Origin of the sequence: Pseudoalteromonas sp. UBA6610, from assembly GCF_002433295.1 — a bacterium.
GTDB lineage: Bacteria > Pseudomonadota > Gammaproteobacteria > Enterobacterales > Alteromonadaceae > Pseudoalteromonas > Pseudoalteromonas atlantica.
This window is the reverse complement of the sequence record NZ_DJHW01000103.1, coordinates 13,935-33,261: the sequence shown is the minus strand read 5'-3', so window position 1 is coordinate 33,261 and position 19,327 is coordinate 13,935. Positions and strand designations below refer to the sequence as shown.

Genomic DNA, 19,327 nt, shown 5'->3' with positions numbered 1-19,327 from the left:
ATGAAAAAGTATTGTTTAGCAGCTGCCCTTTCAATGGCATGTTTAGCCCCTGCAGCACAGGCAGACACTCTATTAGGTTTATATGTAGGTGTTGATGGCTGGCAGTCAGATAACGACGGTCAGTTTTCTTACAAAGATAACGCACCACAAGATTTTAATTTTGAAGACGAAACCTTTATTAGCTACTACGCGGCACTAGAGCACCCAGTGCCATTAGTTCCTAACCTAAAGCTTAAATACACTGAGCTTGAACTTAATGGCTCAGCAACCCTTACTGATACGTTTAGCTTTAATGGCTCAGATTACGTGGTTGGTACAACAGCAAATACATTAAGTGATTTAACTCACATTGATTACATTCTTTATTACGAAATCTTTGATAACGATTTAATTTCAATTGATTTAGGTTTAAACGCAAAGCAGTTTGACGGTGACATTGTTGTAACTGGTACCACTCAACAAGGTGGCACTAACTTCTCTGAGACTAAAGATTTTTCGGGCTTTGTGCCACTTGCTTATGGCCGTGCTGAAGCAGGCTTACCATTTACGGGTTTAAGTGTGTTTTTTGAAGGCAGCTTTTTGGCTATCGACGATAGTAAAGTACAAGACTACCAAGTAGGCGTAGCATATGAACTTATTGATAACCTAGCGGTAGATGTAGCTATTAAAGCGGGTTACCGCTCAATGACGTTAGAGCTAGATGATGTTGATGATATTAATACCGATATTGACGCATCAGGCCCATTTGCGGGTATTCAAGTTCACTTTTAATTAGTGAGTTTACAGCGTGGTGTGTTATTTATTAACATACCACGTTAAATCAAATTCTCCCTCCAATGCATTATTAATTAATTGCTTATACACCTTATTTACAGGGTAATTTATAAGCTTAGAAAGCTCATCGCCTGTTTGGGTAAACTTGTAATAGCTTAATACTAAGTCACTGCTTTTAGCTTTTAACGTCACTTTTTGCGATAAAAACGACAGGGTGAGTTCTTGTCCTGCTTTTAATACCGCCGATTCAATTTCTTTTCTGTAGATTAAATTAAGATCCATTAGCGTTAAAATATCAGGAAAGCTGATCCCCGTTTTTCCTAAATTAAGCGATACCTTATTGCCTTTTCGTAGTAAGTCGAAAAGCGAAGGCTTTTTATAAAACCCCAATAAAATAAAGTGGCTGTCGTCTTTTGCATTGTAGCTGCTCAGCGATACACACTTTTGTAATGCATCTGCTTCGCGTTGGGTCATATGCTTGAGTGTTTGTAAGCTTTTTATAGAAAATGTACCGGGGTTGAGCGTCTCGCCAGTTAAAATTTTAGCCCACAGTGTTTGCATCGATTCATTTGAGGTGTCTTCACATAGGGCAATAAAGCGCTCTATCCAGTCGGCATCTGGTTGTTTATTACTTGCCACATCGGGGCAAAATCCCATTGCTTTAGCTAAAATGGTTTCTATATTTTGCTGCTGTTTTATAAGCAGTAAATCTTGGCGCTTTTGGGCGCGCGCTAAAATAGGGTTATCGCTATTTATGTGATAAAGCGGGTTTAGATCGCCTTTAGAGCCGTAACTTTGATCTGTACTTGATTGCCCAGTATTTGTGGTTATTTTTTTTACGGGGTAGCCAAGTAAAGACTCAATTATATTGGCGAGGTTAATTCTCGCTTGGGCTGATTTTACTGTCATCGTTATCCAGCTGTGTTTTTTGGTCGCGTAATTGCGCTACTGTTTGCAAGTTATTTAAGCCAAGTGACACTGTATTGCTTAATACATACTCACTAAAAATTGATAGATAACCCGAAATTAGCGGGGTATTGGTTTGGCCATTAATATTACACGTTACATTTACCACACCTTCTACTTCGGTAAATGTAATTTCACCTTCAATAATATGCTCATTTTTTAAAAGCGCATTAAAGGTCATTCTATTTTGCGAAAGCGAAGTAATGGTCATTTCTCCATACCCCCAGTCACTTTGCCACGATTGATGCGCGCCTATACCGCGACTAGGTTCGCCTAAAGTAAAAGTGATAGACGGATCTACTTTGCCCCAAGGTGACCATGTATGCCAAAGGCTAAAGTCAGACACCAGCGATTTAACGGTCGCTACATTGGCATTTATTTGTATGTTTTTATTTACGCTGTAATTTTGCGGCAGGGTTAAACCAATCAAAATAGCCACTAAAACTAACAATAAGAGCGTTTTTATAAGGATTTTAAAAAATTTAATAGGCACACCTTTTACGAGTTTTTTAGTTTGAAATATAACAACTTTTTATTAATCGACTATAGTATGAATTAGCCTATAAACCAAAAATATATTTTTAGCACATAGGTATGAGCTTATATAAGTATTAAAACTGATAAAGGGTAGATAATGTCGTCAGAGCAAAGCGATTTTTTATTTTTAGCGCCAGACAGCGAAGAAGAAATAACCCAAGAATTATCTGATTTTTGGGATGTTTTGATCGTTGATGACGATCCTGAAATACATTCAGTGACTAAGCTTGCGTTATCGGGCGTAGAGTTTTGGGGGGCAGGGCTGCGTTTTCACGATGCTTACTCTGGCAGCGAAGCCATCGAAATACTCAAAAACAATAATACAATATCGGTTATTTTTTTAGATGTAGTGATGGAATCTGATGATGCGGGTTTGCAAGTTGTAAAACGCGTACGCGAAGAGCTTAACAACCAGCATGTGCGAATTATTTTACGTACCGGCCAAGCGGGCAACACCCCAGAAGAAAAAGTAATTCGCGAATATGACATTAACGACTATAAAACAAAAACAGAGTTAACTCGTTCTAAATTAGTAACTTCTTTAATTACCGCTATTCGCTCGTACGAGCAAGTATGCCAGCTTGAGTATCAAAGTGATGCGATGAACACCATTGTTTCGGCTTCAAAGTCTATTTTAGGGCTTACCGATATTAAAGTGTTGTGCAAAGAGATTATTAAACACTTGGGCATTATTTTAGAGTGTCAACAAGTTGGGTTAGTATGCAGTAAGCTAGATGGCGATAACTTTATTCAAGTATTGGGTGGTAGTGGCCATTATGAGAGCTACTTTGGTGAAAAGCTTGCTAATGTTGATAGCGTTGCGCTTGAACAAGTAGATCAGTGTTTTGAGTCGGCTCAGCATCGCCAAACTGATTCGAGCGTAACTTTTATTGTTAAAAGTAAGCACCGCCAGGCTGCTATTTATTTAGAGTGCGAGCATAAACCGAGTGATGCGCAGCTGCAATTTGCAGAGATTTTTCTTACTAATGTGAGTGTAGCCCTTGATAACGTAAGGCTGTTTGTAAAGCTAAGAGATGCGGCCTACAAAGATGTACTAACCGGTATTTCTAATCGTACTAATTTTATTGAGCGGGTAGTGCGTTATCAAAAGCCACACGTTAATGACTACGTTTTTGTATTAATTGATGTGATTGGTTTTGCAGATATTAACAATGGCTTAGGACAAGAAATTGGCAATCATTTGTTAATTGAGATTGTAAAGCGACTTAAAGATGCTTACCCAGACGCAAAGTTATTGTCGCGTATTGGCGCAGATGTTTTTGGCTTTATTATTCGCCAAACGGAGTTTGACCTTGAACAATTTAACGACGTGCTAAGTGTGCCTTTTAGTGCTGGCGAGCATATTTTACCTGTCGATTTTAGAATTGGTTTATGTCAGCAGCAAGACTTTCAAAGTACTGGGTTAGATACACTCAAAGTTGCCTATATTGCGTTAAATCAAGCTAAAAAGCTTAAATGCAAAGAGGGTATTTACTACGATATTGATATGCAAGACAAAATGGCTTGGCGCTTAGGTATTATTAGGCAGTTACGTCATGACTTTGCTCGGCAAAAGCTCCAAGTGTGGTATCAACCTCAGCTTTCACTCGATAATTTATCTTTGATTGGCTGTGAGGCATTGCTGCGCTGGCCATCAGAAGATGGCTCGTTTATATCTCCTGCGGTGTTTGTGCCTTTAGCAGAGGATGCCGGTTTAATTGTTGATATTGGCCAATGGGTTTTAGAACAAGCTTGCCAACAGCAAAAACGCTTAGAGGCACTCGGTGAAGAAATTTGCATTGCTGTAAATGTATCTGTGCCGCAATTTAAGGTTAAAGGCTATGCTAAAGCAGTAAAAAACACCTTACAAAAGTACGACGTTAAACCCTGCAATATAGAGTTAGAAGTGACTGAAAGCGTGGTAATGGATGAATTAGAAACCGTGATCAATACCCTAAAAGAGTTAAAAGAATTAGGCGTAGAAGTGGCGATTGATGATTTTGGAACGGGCTTTTCTTCGTTAAGTTACTTACAAAGTTTACCGCTTGATAGGCTTAAAATAGACCGCGCATTTGTAAAAGATTTACCTGATAACGATACCGGTGCTATTGCTGCTTTGGTGGTGTCGCTTGGTGCTAAACTAGGACTAAAAACAATTGCTGAAGGTGTAGAAACACAGCAGCAGGCAGAGTTTTTGAAAAACTTAGGGTGTGATGAAGTACAAGGTTTTATGTACGCTAAGCCAATGCCTGAGCATGAACTTTTAGAGTTTATTAAAGAGCGAAATAAAAAAACTTAATATCAACAGACTTTACAGTAGGCGCGATATCTCTAGGCAATGTTGTATAAATAAGCAATGTATTAGGATATAATTCGCGCCTTTTGTTATTCTACGGCCAAAACTATGAGCTCCCTTAAAGCTGAACGCGCGCTATTTTCATACCCCAAATATTGGGCAGAATGTTATGGCACCGCCCCATTTTTACCTACCACTCGCGAAGAAATGGACGCTCTTGGCTGGGATAGCTGCGACATTATAATCATTAGCGGCGATGCCTATGTTGATCACCCTAGTTTTGGTATGGCGGTTATTGGCCGTGTACTTGAAGCGCAAGGCTTTAGAGTAGGTATAATTGCTCAGCCAGATTGGCAATCAAAAGATGCCTTTATGGGGCTTGGTAAACCAAACTTATTTTTTGGTGTAACAGCCGGCAACATGGATTCGATGATCAACCGCTACACGGCAGAAAAACGAATGCGCCATGACGATGCCTATACACCAGGTAATGTGGGCGGCAAGCGCCCTGACCGTGCGGTGATGATTTACTCTCAGCGCTTACGCGAAGCCTACAAAGGTGTGCCTATTGTTATTGGTGGTATTGAAGCAAGCTTGCGCCGTATTGCTCATTACGACTACTGGCAAGAAAAAGTACGCCGTAGTATTTTATTTGATGCCAAAGCCGACATCCTTATTTATGGTAATGCAGAGCGCCCGCTGGTGGAAGTAGCCCACCGTATAGCCGCTGGCGAAACTATGGATACAATTCAGGATATTCGTGGTACAGCGGTTATTCGTAAAGAGCCAATACCGGGCTGGCGCGGAAGTGATTCAACAGCGATTGATAAAATAGGCAAAATTGACCCTATCCCAAACCCCTATGGGGCTGATGATGTTGGGTGTAGTAAATCAGAGTTTAAGCAAGCCGGTATTGATTTAAAAGCCGAGGCCGCTAAACCCATTACCGTTCAGCCTGCGCGCCCTAAACCGTGGGAAAAAACATATGTTAAACTGCCTGCATTTGAGCAAGTAAGCGTTAATAAACCGCTTTATGCCCATGCTTCGCGAATTTTGCACCAAGAGACCAACCCAGGCTGTGCTCGTGCGTTATTTCAGCGCCATGGCGATCGCTCTATTTGGGTTAACCCGCCGGCATTTCCGCTCGAAACCCATGAGATGGATGATGTATTTGGTTTGCCTTATCAGCGTATACCGCACCCAAGTTATGGTGATGCAAAAATACCAGCCTACGATATGATTAAAACGTCGGTTAATATTATGCGTGGCTGTTTTGGTGGCTGTTCGTTCTGCTCTATTACCGAGCATGAAGGGCGTATTATTCAAAGTCGCTCGCAAGAGTCGATTATTGACGAAATAGAACAAATTAGAGATAAAGTACCTGGTTTTACCGGTGTTATTTCTGATTTAGGTGGCCCAACGGCTAACATGTATAAATTGCGCTGTACGAGCAAAAAAGCAGAAAGTACCTGTAGACGACTTTCATGTGTTTACCCTGATATATGTAAGCACATGGATACAGACCATACACCTACTATCGATTTATACAAAAAAGCCCGTGAAGTGAAAGGCATTAAAAAGATTTTGATCGCCTCAGGCGTTCGTTACGATCTAGCCGTACAAGACCCTCGCTATGTAAAAGAGCTGGTGACGCATCATGTGGGTGGTTATTTAAAAATTGCCCCTGAGCACACAGAAGATGGCCCTTTGTCTAAAATGATGAAGCCGGGCATGGGTGCTTACGATCAATTTAAAGAGTTATTTGATAAGTACTCAAAAGAAGCGGGTAAAAAGCAGTATTTAATACCGTACTTTATTTCAGCGCACCCAGGTACCAAAGACGAAGACATGGTTAACATGGCATTGTGGCTTAAATCTAACGACTTTAAGTTAGACCAAGTACAAAACTTTTACCCGTCGCCTATGGCCAATGCAACCACCATTTACCATACAGAAATGAACTCGTTGCGTAATATTAAAAACAATAAAGAGCAAGTACCCGTGCCAAAAGGAGCGCGCCAACGTCGCTTACACAAAGCCATATTGCGTTATCACGATCCATCGGGTTGGCCAATGATCCGCGATGCACTGCGTAGTATGGGGAAAGCCAATTTAATTGGTAAAGGCCCAAATTGCTTAGTGCCAGAAGAAGGCCGCGATGAAAAAGCACATAAAGGCGCTGGTAAAGGTAAAGGAGGGCGCCCAGCCTTAACGCGCCATACTGGGTTTAGCCAATTTAAAAAGGCTAACACTAAGCCTAAAGTGGGCGGCAATCGCCAGCGTGCTTCTCGCTAAGCGTTAAAACCAGTAAACAAAAAAACCCGATACTGAGTAACAGTATCGGGTTTTTATTGCGTTAATTTACTGCTGTTAGGTGTACATTACACCTTAAAGTTTTCTACCGATATTCTTAGCTCTTCAGCAAGTTTGGCTACTTCTGAGCTTGAAATATTTGTTTGATTTGCACCCTCAGCTGTTTGCTCGGCTATGGCTACAATAGATTCTAAACGTTCACTAATTTCTTGTGATACTTGTTGTTGCTCTTGAGCAGCGGTAGAGATTTCTTCACTTACATCGTGTGCTTGCGATACGGCAAGTGTAATTGAGTCTAATGCGCTGCTTGCTAAGTCGCTTTGTTCAACACATGATTCTGCTTGCTGTTTACCTTTATCCATTGCTGTTACAGCCGCTTCTGCGCCACTTTGAAGCGATTCAATCATAGATTGTATCTCTTGGGTCGACTCTTGTGTTTTGCTTGCCAGTGAGCGTACTTCATCCGCTACTACCGCAAAACCTCGGCCATATTCACCGGCACGTGCTGCTTCAATTGCAGCGTTAAGTGCTAATAGGTTGGTTTGCTCTGCAATGCCGCGTATTACATCTAAAATACTGCCTATAGATGCGCTGTCTTGATGAAGCTTATTAATAACACCTGATGCATCGTCCACCTCGCGAGCAAGTTGCTCAATAGTGGCTTTGTTTTGATGAGATATCCCTTTTACGCGTTCAGCTTCTTTATCGGCATTTTTTATTTCGTTAAGTGCCTGCTGTGCGCTGTTGCTTACTGTTTGCGACGTGCTGCTCATTTCGGTTGTGGCGGTTGCCGCTTGCTCTACTTGTGCTTGTTGGTTACGAATAGCTTGGCTTGACTCACCGGTAATGGCCGATGTTTGCTCAGACGCCGCTGCTAATTGAGTTGAGCGTGAAATAATGCCTTTAATTAAGCTACGTAAGCTATCTATAAGGGTGTTACAGCTTTTTGATAGCTCGCCAAATTCATCTTTTGCAGAGTCATCTAAGCGTTGGGTCATATCACCGCTGGCAACAATATCTAAAATCCGATTAACCTCAGCCAGTGGCTTAGTGATTCTATTAACGGTAAGAATCGCAATTGCGATTGCAATTAACGTTGCGATGATCATACCTGCCCATGTCCAGAGCGTCGCTGAGTCTACATCCTCGCGAACACCTTCTTGTAATTTGTAAGCCACAGTACTTGCTTGTGTTACTAAATCATCAATTTGCGACAGTGCCATAGTGGTTGCTTGCTCTGATTGGGCAAGTTCTTTTTCGGTAAGTGCGATAGCGTCAATAAGGCGCTGCTTATTGGCCGCTAGGCTATTATTGCCGCTAATATTTTCTATCAGCGTATCAACGTATGCTTGTAAATCACTGTATAGGTCGTTGTTATCTTGCTCTATAGCTGGCTTTATTAACGTTAAAGTACGAATTACTTCGTCAAGGTAATAAGCTTGCTCATTTTTTACAATATCTAAGGTGTTTGTCGTTTTAACCGTGAGCATATCGGTACTGTTACTCACCACAGACATAAAGTTGTTTTCTAAGTTATTGGCAGCTTGGTAAGCGCGTGGGTGGTTTTGCTCAAAGTTAGTAATATCTGTGATATCAAGCACGACTGAGTTGGCATCTTCAGCTGCAATCTCAATTGTTTCAAGCTGTGCTGTGAGGGTTTTATTAAGTGCTAGTTGTTTATCTTTATCAGCTAATAGATTTTCGACCGTACCTAAAAAGCTTAAGTAGGTTTTTTCTACAGCTTGGCTTTTTTGACTCAGTGATGCATCGTTTTTTACAACACGTTGAAGGTCGGCGTGCAGCGAGTTGAATTTGTCTTTTTGCTCAAGTACTTTTTGTTTTATAGGGGTGAGCTGTGCGCTTGAGGTGGTATAAAAACTAGCTTGGGCTGCTTTACTCATTAAAATAAATTCAGCTTGTAGTTCTGAGCTTTTATTAAGCGCGGGCAGTGATAACTGGTTTACCTGCTGGGTAGAGCGGTCAATGCTCGCAATTTTTATTAAAGAGTTACCACCAATGATTATGAGTAATAAGGTGATAAATATAAAACCACACCAAATTCGTTGGCTTACTGTCAGATTCATATGGATTTCCAATTAAAGTACTTCAATCACATCTTATCGGCTTTTTAACCAATAAGTTAAGCAATTAATATCTATTAATTTAAATTTAACATATGTGCTGGGGTTTTACAGTTTATTTAGATAAAAGCGTCGGCTTTTCTACTATTTTTTGCTTAGTTTGCAAGTTCATCATCGTTAAAGCACCGCCCCATACGCATCCGGTATCGAGCGCATGTATGTGATTGAGCTGAGTAACCCCTTCAAGAGCGGCCCAATGGCCAAATATAAGGTTGTTTTCTAATGCTTTTATATTAGGGTGAGTGAACCAGGCTGTTAACGTTTTATTATCGTTAATTGCGCCTTTCGCACTAAGCTCTAACGTGTTGTTGCTGGTTAAAAAGCGCATGCGGGTAAAGTAGTTAACAATGTACCTAAACTTATCAAATTCGTTTAAATCGTCATGCCATATAGCGGGATGAGGCTGATACATTTTTTCAAAAAAGTGCTTAGCATTTGCCGATTGATAACAACGCTGAGCAAACTGTGCGTGTTTAAGTGCGCTTTCTATAGACCAATTAGGGTTAAGCCCTGCATGCGATATAAAGCTGCGGTGCTGTGCTAAATAAATAGCAAGCGGCTGAGTTTGCAAATAGGCGATATAGTGAGGAAGCTTTTTACTATCAAAAATAGCACCGAGTTTATCTTTGGGGTTGATTGGCTTATTAAGATAGTGACAGGCAACCATGTGTAAATCATGATTGCCTAAAGTAACAGTCATGCTGTCTTGATGGCGATAAATATAATCTAGGCAGGCCAGAGAGTCCGGCCCACGTGCGACGATATCGCCCACTAAATAAAGGTGATCTTTGCTTGGGTTAAAGTCAACCCGTTTGAGCAAGCGGCTAAACTCTTTAAAGCAGCCTTGTAAATCACCAATTGCGTAATCAGCCATGGCGCTTTTTACTAATGTAAAATGTTAGGGCACGCTAAACGAAATACGCTTATAGGTGCTTCAAACTCAGAGCCAAACTCATTGCGCAGTGTGTAGTGTCCCTGCATGGTGCCAACAGGGGTGTCTAATATTGCGCCACTGGTGTATTTATAAGTTTCGCCTGGGCCTATAACGGGGGTTTCGCCCACAACGCCTTCGCCCTCTACTTCAACTTCTTTACCATTGGCATCGGTGATCAACCAATAACGGCTTAAAAGTGTAGCGCTGCAAAGACTGTGGTTTTTAATTGTCACTGAGTAGGCAAAAACGTACTTTTCTAGCTCAGGCTGAGATTGCCCTTCAACATAAAAAGTCTCTACAGAGACTTTTACAGGAGAGCCAATATTACTGCTTGTTGTCATAAATCCAATTAGCTATATCAATAAATTGTTGTAACGTTAGGCTTTCAGCACGCAAAGTAATATCAATACCAATGCTGGTAAGCTCATCTGCGGTGAGTAAGTTGCCTAAGCTGTTACGCAATGTTTTACGGCGTTGATTAAAGGCTTCTAAACACACGGTGTTTAAAATTTTCACGCTTTTAGCGGTACGTTGCTCGGCTTTTTTAGGGATCAGACGAATAACCGCAGAGTCTACTTTAGGTGCTGGTTTAAAACACTCTGGCGGTACTTCAACCACGGGCATTGCGTGGCAGTAGTATTGTGTCATCACGCTTAAGCGGCCAAAGGTTTTGCTGCCTGGGCCTGCAACCATACGTTTTACTACTTCTTTTTGCAGCATAAAGTGCATGTGCTCAATATGATCAGCAAACTCAAAAAGATGAAACAGTAATGGCGTAGAAATATTGTAAGGCAGGTTACCAAACACTTTTAATTTTTTGTCATCGCGTACTAGGCTTGCAAAGTCAAACTTCATTGCATCGCCTTGGTTTACGTTTAATTTAGGACCCAAAAAAGGGTGCTCAATTAAACGCTGAGCTAAGTCTTTATCTAGCTCAACAACAGTAAGTTGGTCGCTTAAATCGGCAACAGGCTCGGTAATTGCGCCTAAACCTGGGCCAATCTCTACTAGGTTGTCTTGTGGTTTAGGATCGATTGCAGTCACTATTTTATCAATGATAGATTCATCAAATAAAAAGTTTTGCCCAAAACGTTTACGGGCGCGGTGTCCTAAATGTACTTTATCGGTCATTGATTCTGTGCTTTTTCATGGGCGAGCTTAATTGCTTCGCGGATCGCTAATTCAAAACTGCCAACTTCAGCGTCACCGGTGCCTGCTAAATCAAGCGCAGTACCGTGATCAACCGAAGTGCGGATAAATGGTAAACCTAAGGTTATATTTACCGAGTTACCAAATCCTTTGTATTTTAGCACAGGTAAACCCTGATCGTGATACATAGCAAGCACGGCATCGGCTTGAGAGAGGTATTTATCCTGAAATAGGGTGTCGGCAGGAAGCGGACCAATTAAATTCATGCCTTGGCTGTTTAAAAGCTCAAGCGTAGGTGAAATTGTCTCTATTTCTTCTGTGCCTAAATGGCCGTCTTCGCCGGCATGGGGGTTTAATCCACACACTAAAATTTTTGGTTGCTCAATACCAAACTTAGTTTGTAAGTCGTGGTTTAAAATACTAATAACTTTAGTTAAGCGCTCTTGTGTAATTGCACGCGATACATAAGCCAGCGGTATATGCGTTGTTACTAGGGCAACACGCAAGCCTTCAGTTGCTAGCATCATTACTACATCAGAGGTGCCCGACTGCTGAGCAAAGTACTCAGTGTGGCCACTAAAGGAAATACCGGCTTTATTAATAATCCCTTTGTGAACAGGGCCCGTGACAACGGCATCAAAGGTACCGTCCATATTTTTTTCGCTGGCAATACGTAAGGTATCAAGCACGTATTGGCCGTTTAAGTCATCTAGTTCACCTAGCTTAACGTCAGTGCCTAAATCTACTTGGTGAATATAAATGCTACCTGCAGGCGCTATAGCTGCAGGGGCATTTTCATCAAAATCAATTAGCTCAATATTAAGGCCCAAGTGTTGAGCGCGTTCTTTTAATAACTGTTTGTCGGCGATAGCGACCAGTTGAGCTTGCCATGGTTGCTGCGCTAATTGCAGCAGCAAGTCAGGGCCAATCCCCGCAGGTTCACCCGGGGTAATTGCAATTCGTAATGTCATAATTACTCGTCTATAGGGAAAATTTCAACATGGGCTTGTTCGCGCATTTCTTGCTGCCAGTTAAAACTTTCTTCTTTAAATTTACGATTAAACAACATGCCGTGCGCACGGTTACGTTTAGCTAGCTCAGTTTTATCTGCTACACGTTTATCTAAAAGTTGTACTATGTGCCAACCAAATTGTGTTCTAAATGGTTCACTAATTTGATTTTTATCAAGTGATAATAAAGTATCTTTAAACGCCGGTACATACGTTGTAGGGTCAGTCCAATCATACTCACCGCCTTTAAGGGCTGAGCCTGGATCTTCTGAGTATTCTTTAGCAAGCTCAGCAAAGTCAGCGTTTCCTGCGCGTAAATCTTTGGCAAATCCTGCTAGCATGCTACGTGCTTTTTCTTCACTTAAAATAATTGAAGGCTTAATAAGAATATGGCGTGAGCGTACTTCTGTGGTTTCTACTAATTGGCGACCACGTACATCTTGCACCTTAATTATATGAAAGCCAGCACCCGAGCGAAGCGGGCCAACAATAGCGCCTTTCTTTTGACCTTTTACAGCTTCGGCAAATAACGAAGGCATTTCGTTGATACCCATATAACCGAGTTGTCCGCCTTCAAGCGCTTTTGAGCCACCTGATGATGAAATAGCGATGCGTTTAAACTCTTGGCCATCGTTTAATAGCTCAATAACTTTGTCAGCACGGGTTTTCGCACTGGTGATTTCATCTGCTGTTGCATCGTTAGGAATATCAATAAGGATGTGGCCAATATCATACTCTTCAGAGTTTTGACCTTGGCTTTCCATTATCTTTAACAGGTTATCTACTTCTTGTTGGCTAATATAGATTCGACGATCTACATTGGCACGGGTAACCTGTTGGGTGGTGATCTCTTTACGAATTTCTTCGCGGTAGGCTTGAAAGCTCTCGCCAGCGGCTTCAATGGTACGACGAAGATCGGCAATGCTGCCGCCTTGATCTTTTGCCATATTCGCGAGTGTTTGGTCTAACTGGCTGTCTGAAATTTCAAGGCCCATACGTTCAGCCATTTGCATCATAAGCGTTTGGTTAACTAAACGCTCAACGGCTTGTACGCGAAGCGTTTCGTCTTTAGGAAGTTGTTGGCCTTGCTCTGCGGCTTGCTTTTTAACACGATTAATTATGGTGTCTACTTCACTTTTTAAAATTACGCCTTGGTTTACAACACCAATTACTTTGTCGATTTCCTGTGGGGCGGCAAATGCGCCATGGCATAAGCTTAAGCTTAAAATAGCTGTTGATAATAGTTTTTTTAAATTCATATTCTTTTTACTACTCTTCTAATAGTACTGCTTTAAAACAGGGCGTACTGCATTTTAGGGCTTTAAAGTATCACCTTAATTGCTCGTTTGCCTTAATTATTAAGAAAATACGGTCTACGGTAGCCAAAAATACCTTGTTGTAATAATTTTTGTGCATCGTAACGGCTCTTACTGCCAAGTCCTTTTAATACAAAGTTTAAACTAATACCTGAATCAAAAGTGGCTTGTTGCTGCCCGATAGACTGATTTAAATCGGTTTCAATCTGACGGTGACCAGTAATTTGGATTGCCCAACAGCATGATTCATACTGTAATCCGCTTAAAAATTCGATGCTTCGATTATTTTCAAGGTCCCGGTGGTAGCTTGCAATAAATTGCCACTGATCACTAATTGGGATACTTGTAAATACACCCGTTTGCTCGATTGTATTTCCTGAGACATCATTTGCATAGCGATGGTTCAATTGAACTAGCTCATTATTGTCACCTTTGTAATCGAGGGTGACATTTGACTGGATCATTTGCTTACCATCCGTGTCGTATTGCATACCCGCTGAGAGGTACCAACGGCGGTGCCAATGTAGCATTGTTTGCGCTGCAAAAAGGGCGTTGTAGTTTGTCTCTGAGTCTAAATCTTGCTCGGTAGGTTTAGCCGAGTCGTTTAGGTAAAAAATTTGACCCGCGCTAAAGTTAAACACTTCTTCGTGTTTATTATCAAATAAGCGTGTTGTTGCACCTAACGTAAATTGGTTAGCTGCGGCTATACGGTCTACACCCGAAAAGCGCGTATCTCTAAATAGGCCAAAAAAGTCATCCTGTAGGCGAGTGGTGTCAAATAGACCTATCTCAGATTGATCCTTATTAGGGGTATATAAATACTGTATTTGTGGCTCAAGAGTTTGAATGCCATCTTCAAAAAAGGTCGAGGTGTCACGTTCAAAGTTAAGCTGCGAGTACAAACGTACTTTTGGCAAGGTACGCGAAACGCTATCGCTATATTGAGTACCCGTTAAATTACCACTTTGTTTGTAGTTAGTTTGCAATAAGCTCACTTCTGAGAGAAACGACCACGCATGTGTTGCGTAGTTAAAGCGCGCTTTTGGCTCTACGTGTACACGGGTAGCACTGTCTATGGCTATTTCTGAAGAGTCGTTAGTAAAGTGGCTTACTTCACCCGACAAACTAAAGTCAAAGTTATCAAAACGCCATGGGGCGGTTTGTGTAAAGCTAATTTGTGGAACCGCGGCATACGACTCTAAGTGATCGCCCAGTACTTCAAAGTTCTGAAATTTAATATCGGTACGCCATGTGTCACCAAGGTGAGTCACAGAGCCAGTACGATAAAGTTGGGTATCGGTTTTATTTGCGTAATTCGAGCTTAAATCGGTGATGTAGTTGTCATCACTGACGTTAGTTACATCAATATTGGCGCGCCAGTCTTCACTTAAATAGCTTTGTTGCTGCCAATGAAACATATAGCGCTCATCAAGGCTTGGCTCCGAATCATCGCTATCTAAGTATTCAATACCGACTAAGCCTTCATGTTGCTCCGTGAGGTATCTAAACTCGGTTTGCAATTGTAAGCCTTTGCGCGACATATAACGTGGTGTAATAGTGGCGTCAAAATTAGGCGCAATATTCCAATAATAGGGCGTAACAGTTTCAAGGCCGTAACGGTCGGAGCTTGAAATGCTTGGTGTTAATAAGCCCGACTTGCGTCGCTCATCCAGCGGAAACGTGAAATAAGGTAAATATAAAACGGGGGTATCAAGAATACGTAAAACGGCATTATAGGTTTCGCCCCAGCCTTCTTCACGAGAGAGGTTAATTTCGTCGGCTTCTATTTCCCACACTGGTGTATCGCTTGGGCAAGTAGTAAAGCTTGCATTCATTAACAATAAGCCAGACTCGTTGACAGTGAGTTTTTCGGCGCCACCTTTACCTTGTTGCTCTGTTAAGCTGTAATCGGCACCTAGTAGGCTTATTTCTGAATTATTTAAATCGGCATTTAAACCTGAGCTGTTTACTTGGCTTACACGGTCTTGATAAGTAATAGGGCCTGTTGCATTAAGTAAACCGCGCTGTTTATCTATAAGCGCAGTTTGTGCGGACAAACTCATATCAAGGGTGTTAATATCAACATTGCCGGTAAATTCAGCGCTTTGTGTGCCTAGGAGCTCTACATCGTCAGCTTGTATATCAACCGATCCTACCGCTAAGTTTGGTAGAGGTTGCCAAGCTCTGGTTTGCATTGAAATGCCACATAAATTGTGTGCCAGTTCAGTTTCGGCAAGCGATGGTGCGCTAATTACGCCTAGCATCAATATGCCCCAGGTTTTGCTCATTTATCGACCTTAATGCTCTTTGGTTTATTATAAGCTAGACATAATAAAGGAAAACAATGGCAAATACAGTAATTGACCTATAAAAATAGACATCTTATATAATGACACGCTTTGATAATTTACAACTATTTATAAATACGCACTTTGATGCTAAACCACACTCCTTAGTAGCCATTACTGGGGATGCCAGCTTTCGCCGTTATTACCGTTTAAGCTGTGCCGGAAAAGCGTTTATTGTGATGGACTCCGACCCACAAAAAGTAAATAACGCTCCGTATATCTCTCTTAATAAAGTATTCACCGACAACGGCTTTTTATTGCCTGAAATAATTGCAAGCGATGAAGAACAGGGCTTTTTTGTGTTAAGTGACTTAGGAAATACACATTTAGCCGATAAGCTCGATGAACCAAATAGAGATGAATATTACAAGCAATTAATCCGTTTAGCGGCAAGCTGGGCCAAAACACCTGAGTCAGCAGCTATGCAAAATTATAATAAAGAATTTATTCACCTTGAGCTGAATATTTTTAGCCAATGGCTGGTTACTGATTTTATTGGCTTAACATTAAATACTGAGCAACAAACGCTTTGGCAGCAAAGCTGTGAGCTATTAACGAACGCTATGCTAGCGCAGCCTAAGGTGACGGTTCATCGTGATTATCACAGCCGTAATATTATGTATAGCAATGAGCAGTGGGCAATTATAGATTACCAAGATGCCGTGCGCGGGCCGCTGTGCTATGACTTAGTGTCGCTGTTACGTGATTGCTACTTTAAGTTGCCACAAGCACAGCTTAATCAGCTGCTTGAGTACGGCTATGAAGAATTTACAGCGCAAAAATTAATAACAGATACTTCTTTTGAGCAGTTTAAACAGTGGTTTGATTTAACGGGTATTCAGCGCCATTTAAAGGCAGCGGGAATATTTTGCCGGCTCTATTTACGCGATGGTAAAACCGGCTACCTTGATAATATTTTACCGACGTTGGGTTACATTGTTGATGTTGCTAAAACCTATCCAGAGCTTGCAGCGTTAAGTGAGTGGGTAAGCAGTATTATAATACCTCAGGTAACACTAAAATTAGCTAAGGAGCGCACATGAAAGCCATGATTTTAGCTGCCGGGCGCGGCCAGCGAATGATGCCGCTTACACAAGCTATGCCTAAACCTATGCTAAAAGTGGCAGGTAAACCGCTGATTGAGCACCATATTAATAACCTTAAAGCCGCTGGCATTACTAACATTGTTATAAACCTAGCTTGGCAAGGGGATAAAATAAAAAGCTATTTTAAAAATGGTGCTGAGTTTGGTGTGAGTATTGAATATAGCCAAGAGGCTGAGGGCGGCCTTGAAACCGCAGGCGGAATTATTCAGGCGCTGCCATTACTGGGGGAGCAATTTATTGTAATTAATGGCGATGTATACACAGATTACGATGTGAATGCGCTTACACAATTGCACCTGCAAGATGGCGAGGCCCACATAGTGTTAGTAGAAAACCCACCTCATAACGAAAAAGGGGATTTTGCGTTAAGTCACTTATCGGCTGAGAGTCAAAAGTATACATTTTCGGGAATTAGCCGTTACCACGCTAATTTTTTTAAAGGTTTAGAGCCAGGCATACGCCCGCTTGGGCCAATATTGCGAGAAAAACTCGCCCAACAGGTTATCTCAACTGAACTTTATATTGGTCAGTGGGACGATATAGGCACACCACAGCGACTCGCGCAGCTCAACGAGCGCATACAAAACACACTTTAATAGAGGCAGTTAATTAGATGTGGGGAAAAATACTCGGTTTTTGTTTTGGCTTTATGTTTGGCAAAATTTTTGGCGCCATTTTAGGTTTATACCTCGGCCATTTATTTGATAAAAGTTTAAAAAACGATTTTGATAAAGCCGGGGGCTTTTCAGGTTTGTTTAAAGGTGATGATGTAAACGAGCGCCAAGCGTTGTTTTTTTCGAGCTGCTTTGCGGTTATGGGGCATATTGCAAAGTCGAACGGTCGCGTAAGCGAGGTGCATATAAAAGCGGCAAGTATGTTTATGGATGAAATGGGGCTAAAGGGCGATGAGCGCCGCGAAGCTCAGCATGCATTTCAATCAGGTAAAGACAGCGACTTTTCGATTAAAGAAACAGTACACGACTTTAAAGAACGCTTTGCAAAACGTTACGACTTACTGCAACTGTTTTTAGAAATTCAAATTCAAATGGCGTTTTCTGATGGCGTGCTCGCAGAGCAAGAAAAACAGCTGTTACAAGAGGTAAGTAAGCAATTAGGTATTTCTAAAACCCATTTTGCTTTTATTCTTAAGCGTTACCAAGCTGAATTTAGTTTTAGACAGCAGCAACAACAGTATAGGCAACAGCAGCAAGGTCAAAGTAGCAGTTACCGTGAAGGTTCTGGTCATCATGTGCCCCCTAATAACAGCATGAACCGCTCACAGGCCTTGGCTTTATTAGGATTAAGTAGTGACGCGACGCAACGAGATATTAAAGTAGCGTATCGTAAATTAATGGCGCAGCATCACCCTGATAAATTAGTATCTCAAGGGCTACCTAAACACATGATGGAAGTAGCAGTTAAAAAAAGCCAAGATATTCAAGCGGCTTACGAGTATTTAAAAAAGGCGGCGTAAAAAACCGTCTATCACTTTAGTTAACCGTGCATGCTGCTCTGGCGCATCGCGCAGGCCAAAGAGTTGGCGCTGGCGGTAATCAAATTTAGCATTTCGATTTACCCAGCGCTGGCGGTTTTTAAGGCTCATAAGTATATCGGTATTGTCATTTGCATAGTAAATATCAAGCAAGGCGGGGGTCACCAGCGATGTGGTTTGCGCTAAACCTTTATTGCGCTGTGTATTAGGTAAATAACTACTTAAGCTTATAAACGCATCTATTCGCGAGTCAGGAAAATCGGCATAGTATTCTAGCAATACTCCCGCACTGGTACCTTGTGCTATGACGACAATATTATTTGGCTCACTCATTGCGTTTTGATAGAGCGCCTCATAACGCATTATTAAATTAGTTTTATAATGACTTAGTACCTCGTTACTCACCAAATCAATGGCATTAACAAAGTGTGGCTCTTGAGCCGTTGTAACAGCACCGTCGCTGTTACTTTGCGCCGTTTTTGTTGGATCTTCATTTTGCGCTTGCGTACTTGATTGCGTGCTTGATTGGGCAGCTGCTTGTGCAGCCATGTTACTTGCTTGCCAATCTATATCGGGTACTGTCATGGCGTAGGTTGTGTAACCTAAATTAGTAAGCTCTTTTCGCAGGTAACTCATGCCCGCATTGCTAGTGGGGGTAGAATTCCAATCAGGGATGAGTAATACAATACCTCTAAAATCGCGGCTCATGTATTCGCTATACAAGCTTAAAAACTCTGTATCGCCAGCAAGTATGGGTTTAACTTCATCATTGGGTAGTAGACGTTTTATATCGCTATTTTCGATACTTGATAAAGAAGGTGGGGCTATATGCTCTGCAGCACTGGCATATGCGCTTAAGCATAACGCAGAGCAACAGCATACACTTTGTAGCGTTTTTTTGATTAGCTGCGCAGATATCATAGTAAGCCCAAAACGTGAGTAATA

General features: G+C 41.6%; 16 protein-coding genes. 6 read left to right on the top strand and 10 right to left on the bottom strand.

The genetic code is table 11. The features are described from left to right. Nucleotides 1–771: a TIGR04219 family outer membrane beta-barrel protein gene (locus B4F91_RS13705; protein ID WP_004585848.1), complete on the top strand. Its 771-nt coding sequence runs from the start codon at nt 1–3 to the stop codon at nt 769–771. Between the two features lie 24 nt (nt 772–795). On the opposite strand, the gene B4F91_RS13700 is transcribed toward B4F91_RS13705, so the two are convergent. Together B4F91_RS13700 and B4F91_RS13695 are read right to left on the bottom strand one after the other, a co-directional pair. Then, nucleotides 796–1,683 (bottom strand): TIGR03899 family protein, encoded by an 888-nt coding sequence (locus B4F91_RS13700; protein WP_286938389.1) that lies wholly within the window; start codon nt 1,681–1,683, stop codon nt 796–798. Next, nucleotides 1,652–2,233, bottom strand: a complete 582-nt coding sequence (locus B4F91_RS13695; protein WP_286938391.1) for an SRPBCC family protein — start codon at nt 2,231–2,233, stop codon at nt 1,652–1,654. Before B4F91_RS13695 ends, B4F91_RS13700 begins: the two co-directional genes overlap by 32 nt. Before the next feature lie 141 nt (nt 2,234–2,374). On the opposite strand from B4F91_RS13695, the gene B4F91_RS13690 reads away from it, so the two are divergent. Next, nucleotides 2,375–4,576 (top strand): bifunctional diguanylate cyclase/phosphodiesterase, encoded by a 2,202-nt coding sequence (locus B4F91_RS13690; RefSeq protein ID WP_286938393.1) that lies wholly within the window; start codon nt 2,375–2,377, stop codon nt 4,574–4,576. Nucleotides 4,577–4,681: 105 nt separating this feature from the next. After that, nucleotides 4,682–6,868 carry a YgiQ family radical SAM protein gene (locus tag B4F91_RS13685; RefSeq protein WP_064385740.1) on the top strand — a complete coding sequence of 729 codons (2,187 nt, stop codon included), beginning with the start codon at nt 4,682–4,684 and terminating at the stop codon, nt 6,866–6,868. Between the two features lie 86 nt (nt 6,869–6,954). Here the strand turns inward: B4F91_RS13685 and B4F91_RS13680 are convergent, their stop codons facing one another. From B4F91_RS13680 to lptD, 7 genes are all read right to left on the bottom strand, one after another. After that, on the bottom strand, nt 6,955–8,970 hold the full coding sequence (locus B4F91_RS13680) for a methyl-accepting chemotaxis protein (protein ID WP_004585853.1): 2,016 nt from the start codon (nt 8,968–8,970) through the stop codon (nt 6,955–6,957). 112 nt (nt 8,971–9,082) lie between these two features. Next, on the bottom strand, nt 9,083–9,901 hold the full coding sequence (locus tag B4F91_RS13675; RefSeq protein WP_248451329.1) for a symmetrical bis(5'-nucleosyl)-tetraphosphatase: 819 nt from the start codon (nt 9,899–9,901) through the stop codon (nt 9,083–9,085). Nucleotides 9,902–9,912: 11 nt separating this feature from the next. Continuing rightward, nucleotides 9,913–10,302 carry a Co2+/Mg2+ efflux protein ApaG gene (gene apaG / locus B4F91_RS13670; protein ID WP_004585855.1) on the bottom strand — a complete coding sequence of 130 codons (390 nt, stop codon included), beginning with the start codon at nt 10,300–10,302 and terminating at the stop codon, nt 9,913–9,915. Further along, nucleotides 10,286–11,092 carry a 16S rRNA (adenine(1518)-N(6)/adenine(1519)-N(6))-dimethyltransferase RsmA gene (gene rsmA, locus B4F91_RS13665; RefSeq protein WP_286938397.1) on the bottom strand — a complete coding sequence of 269 codons (807 nt, stop codon included), beginning with the start codon at nt 11,090–11,092 and terminating at the stop codon, nt 10,286–10,288. The genes apaG and rsmA overlap by 17 nt, the downstream gene beginning before the upstream one ends. After that, nucleotides 11,089–12,081: a 4-hydroxythreonine-4-phosphate dehydrogenase PdxA gene (gene pdxA, locus B4F91_RS13660; protein ID WP_024031517.1), complete on the bottom strand. Its 993-nt coding sequence runs from the start codon at nt 12,079–12,081 to the stop codon at nt 11,089–11,091. Before pdxA ends, rsmA begins: the two co-directional genes overlap by 4 nt. Before the next feature lie 2 nt (nt 12,082–12,083). Continuing rightward, complete coding sequence (gene surA, locus B4F91_RS13655) at nt 12,084–13,379, bottom strand: peptidylprolyl isomerase SurA (protein ID WP_064385734.1); 1,296 nt, start codon at nt 13,377–13,379, stop codon at nt 12,084–12,086. Nucleotides 13,380–13,471: 92 nt separating this feature from the next. Further along, complete coding sequence (gene lptD, locus B4F91_RS13650; RefSeq protein ID WP_024031518.1) at nt 13,472–15,724, bottom strand: LPS assembly protein LptD; 2,253 nt, start codon at nt 15,722–15,724, stop codon at nt 13,472–13,474. A 101-nt stretch (nt 15,725–15,825) separates the two neighbouring features. Between lptD and B4F91_RS13645 the strand changes: the two genes are divergently transcribed. From B4F91_RS13645 to djlA, 3 genes are read left to right on the top strand one after another with little or no spacing between them, the layout of a single operon-like run. After that, nucleotides 15,826–16,827: an aminoglycoside phosphotransferase family protein gene (locus tag B4F91_RS13645; RefSeq protein ID WP_286938400.1), complete on the top strand. Its 1,002-nt coding sequence runs from the start codon at nt 15,826–15,828 to the stop codon at nt 16,825–16,827. Then, nucleotides 16,824–17,486, top strand: coding sequence for an N-acetylmuramate alpha-1-phosphate uridylyltransferase MurU (gene murU / locus B4F91_RS13640; protein WP_121636983.1), 663 nt, complete (start codon nt 16,824–16,826; stop codon nt 17,484–17,486). The genes B4F91_RS13645 and murU overlap by 4 nt, the downstream gene beginning before the upstream one ends. 17 nt (nt 17,487–17,503) lie before the next feature. After that, nucleotides 17,504–18,364, top strand: coding sequence for a co-chaperone DjlA (gene djlA / locus B4F91_RS13635; protein ID WP_029773301.1), 861 nt, complete (start codon nt 17,504–17,506; stop codon nt 18,362–18,364). Here djlA and B4F91_RS13630 read toward each other — a convergent pair. Continuing rightward, nucleotides 18,347–19,303 (bottom strand): DUF3530 family protein, encoded by a 957-nt coding sequence (locus B4F91_RS13630; protein WP_286938403.1) that lies wholly within the window; start codon nt 19,301–19,303, stop codon nt 18,347–18,349. The genes djlA and B4F91_RS13630 overlap by 18 nt on opposite strands. Between the last annotated feature and the right edge of the window lie 24 nt (nt 19,304–19,327).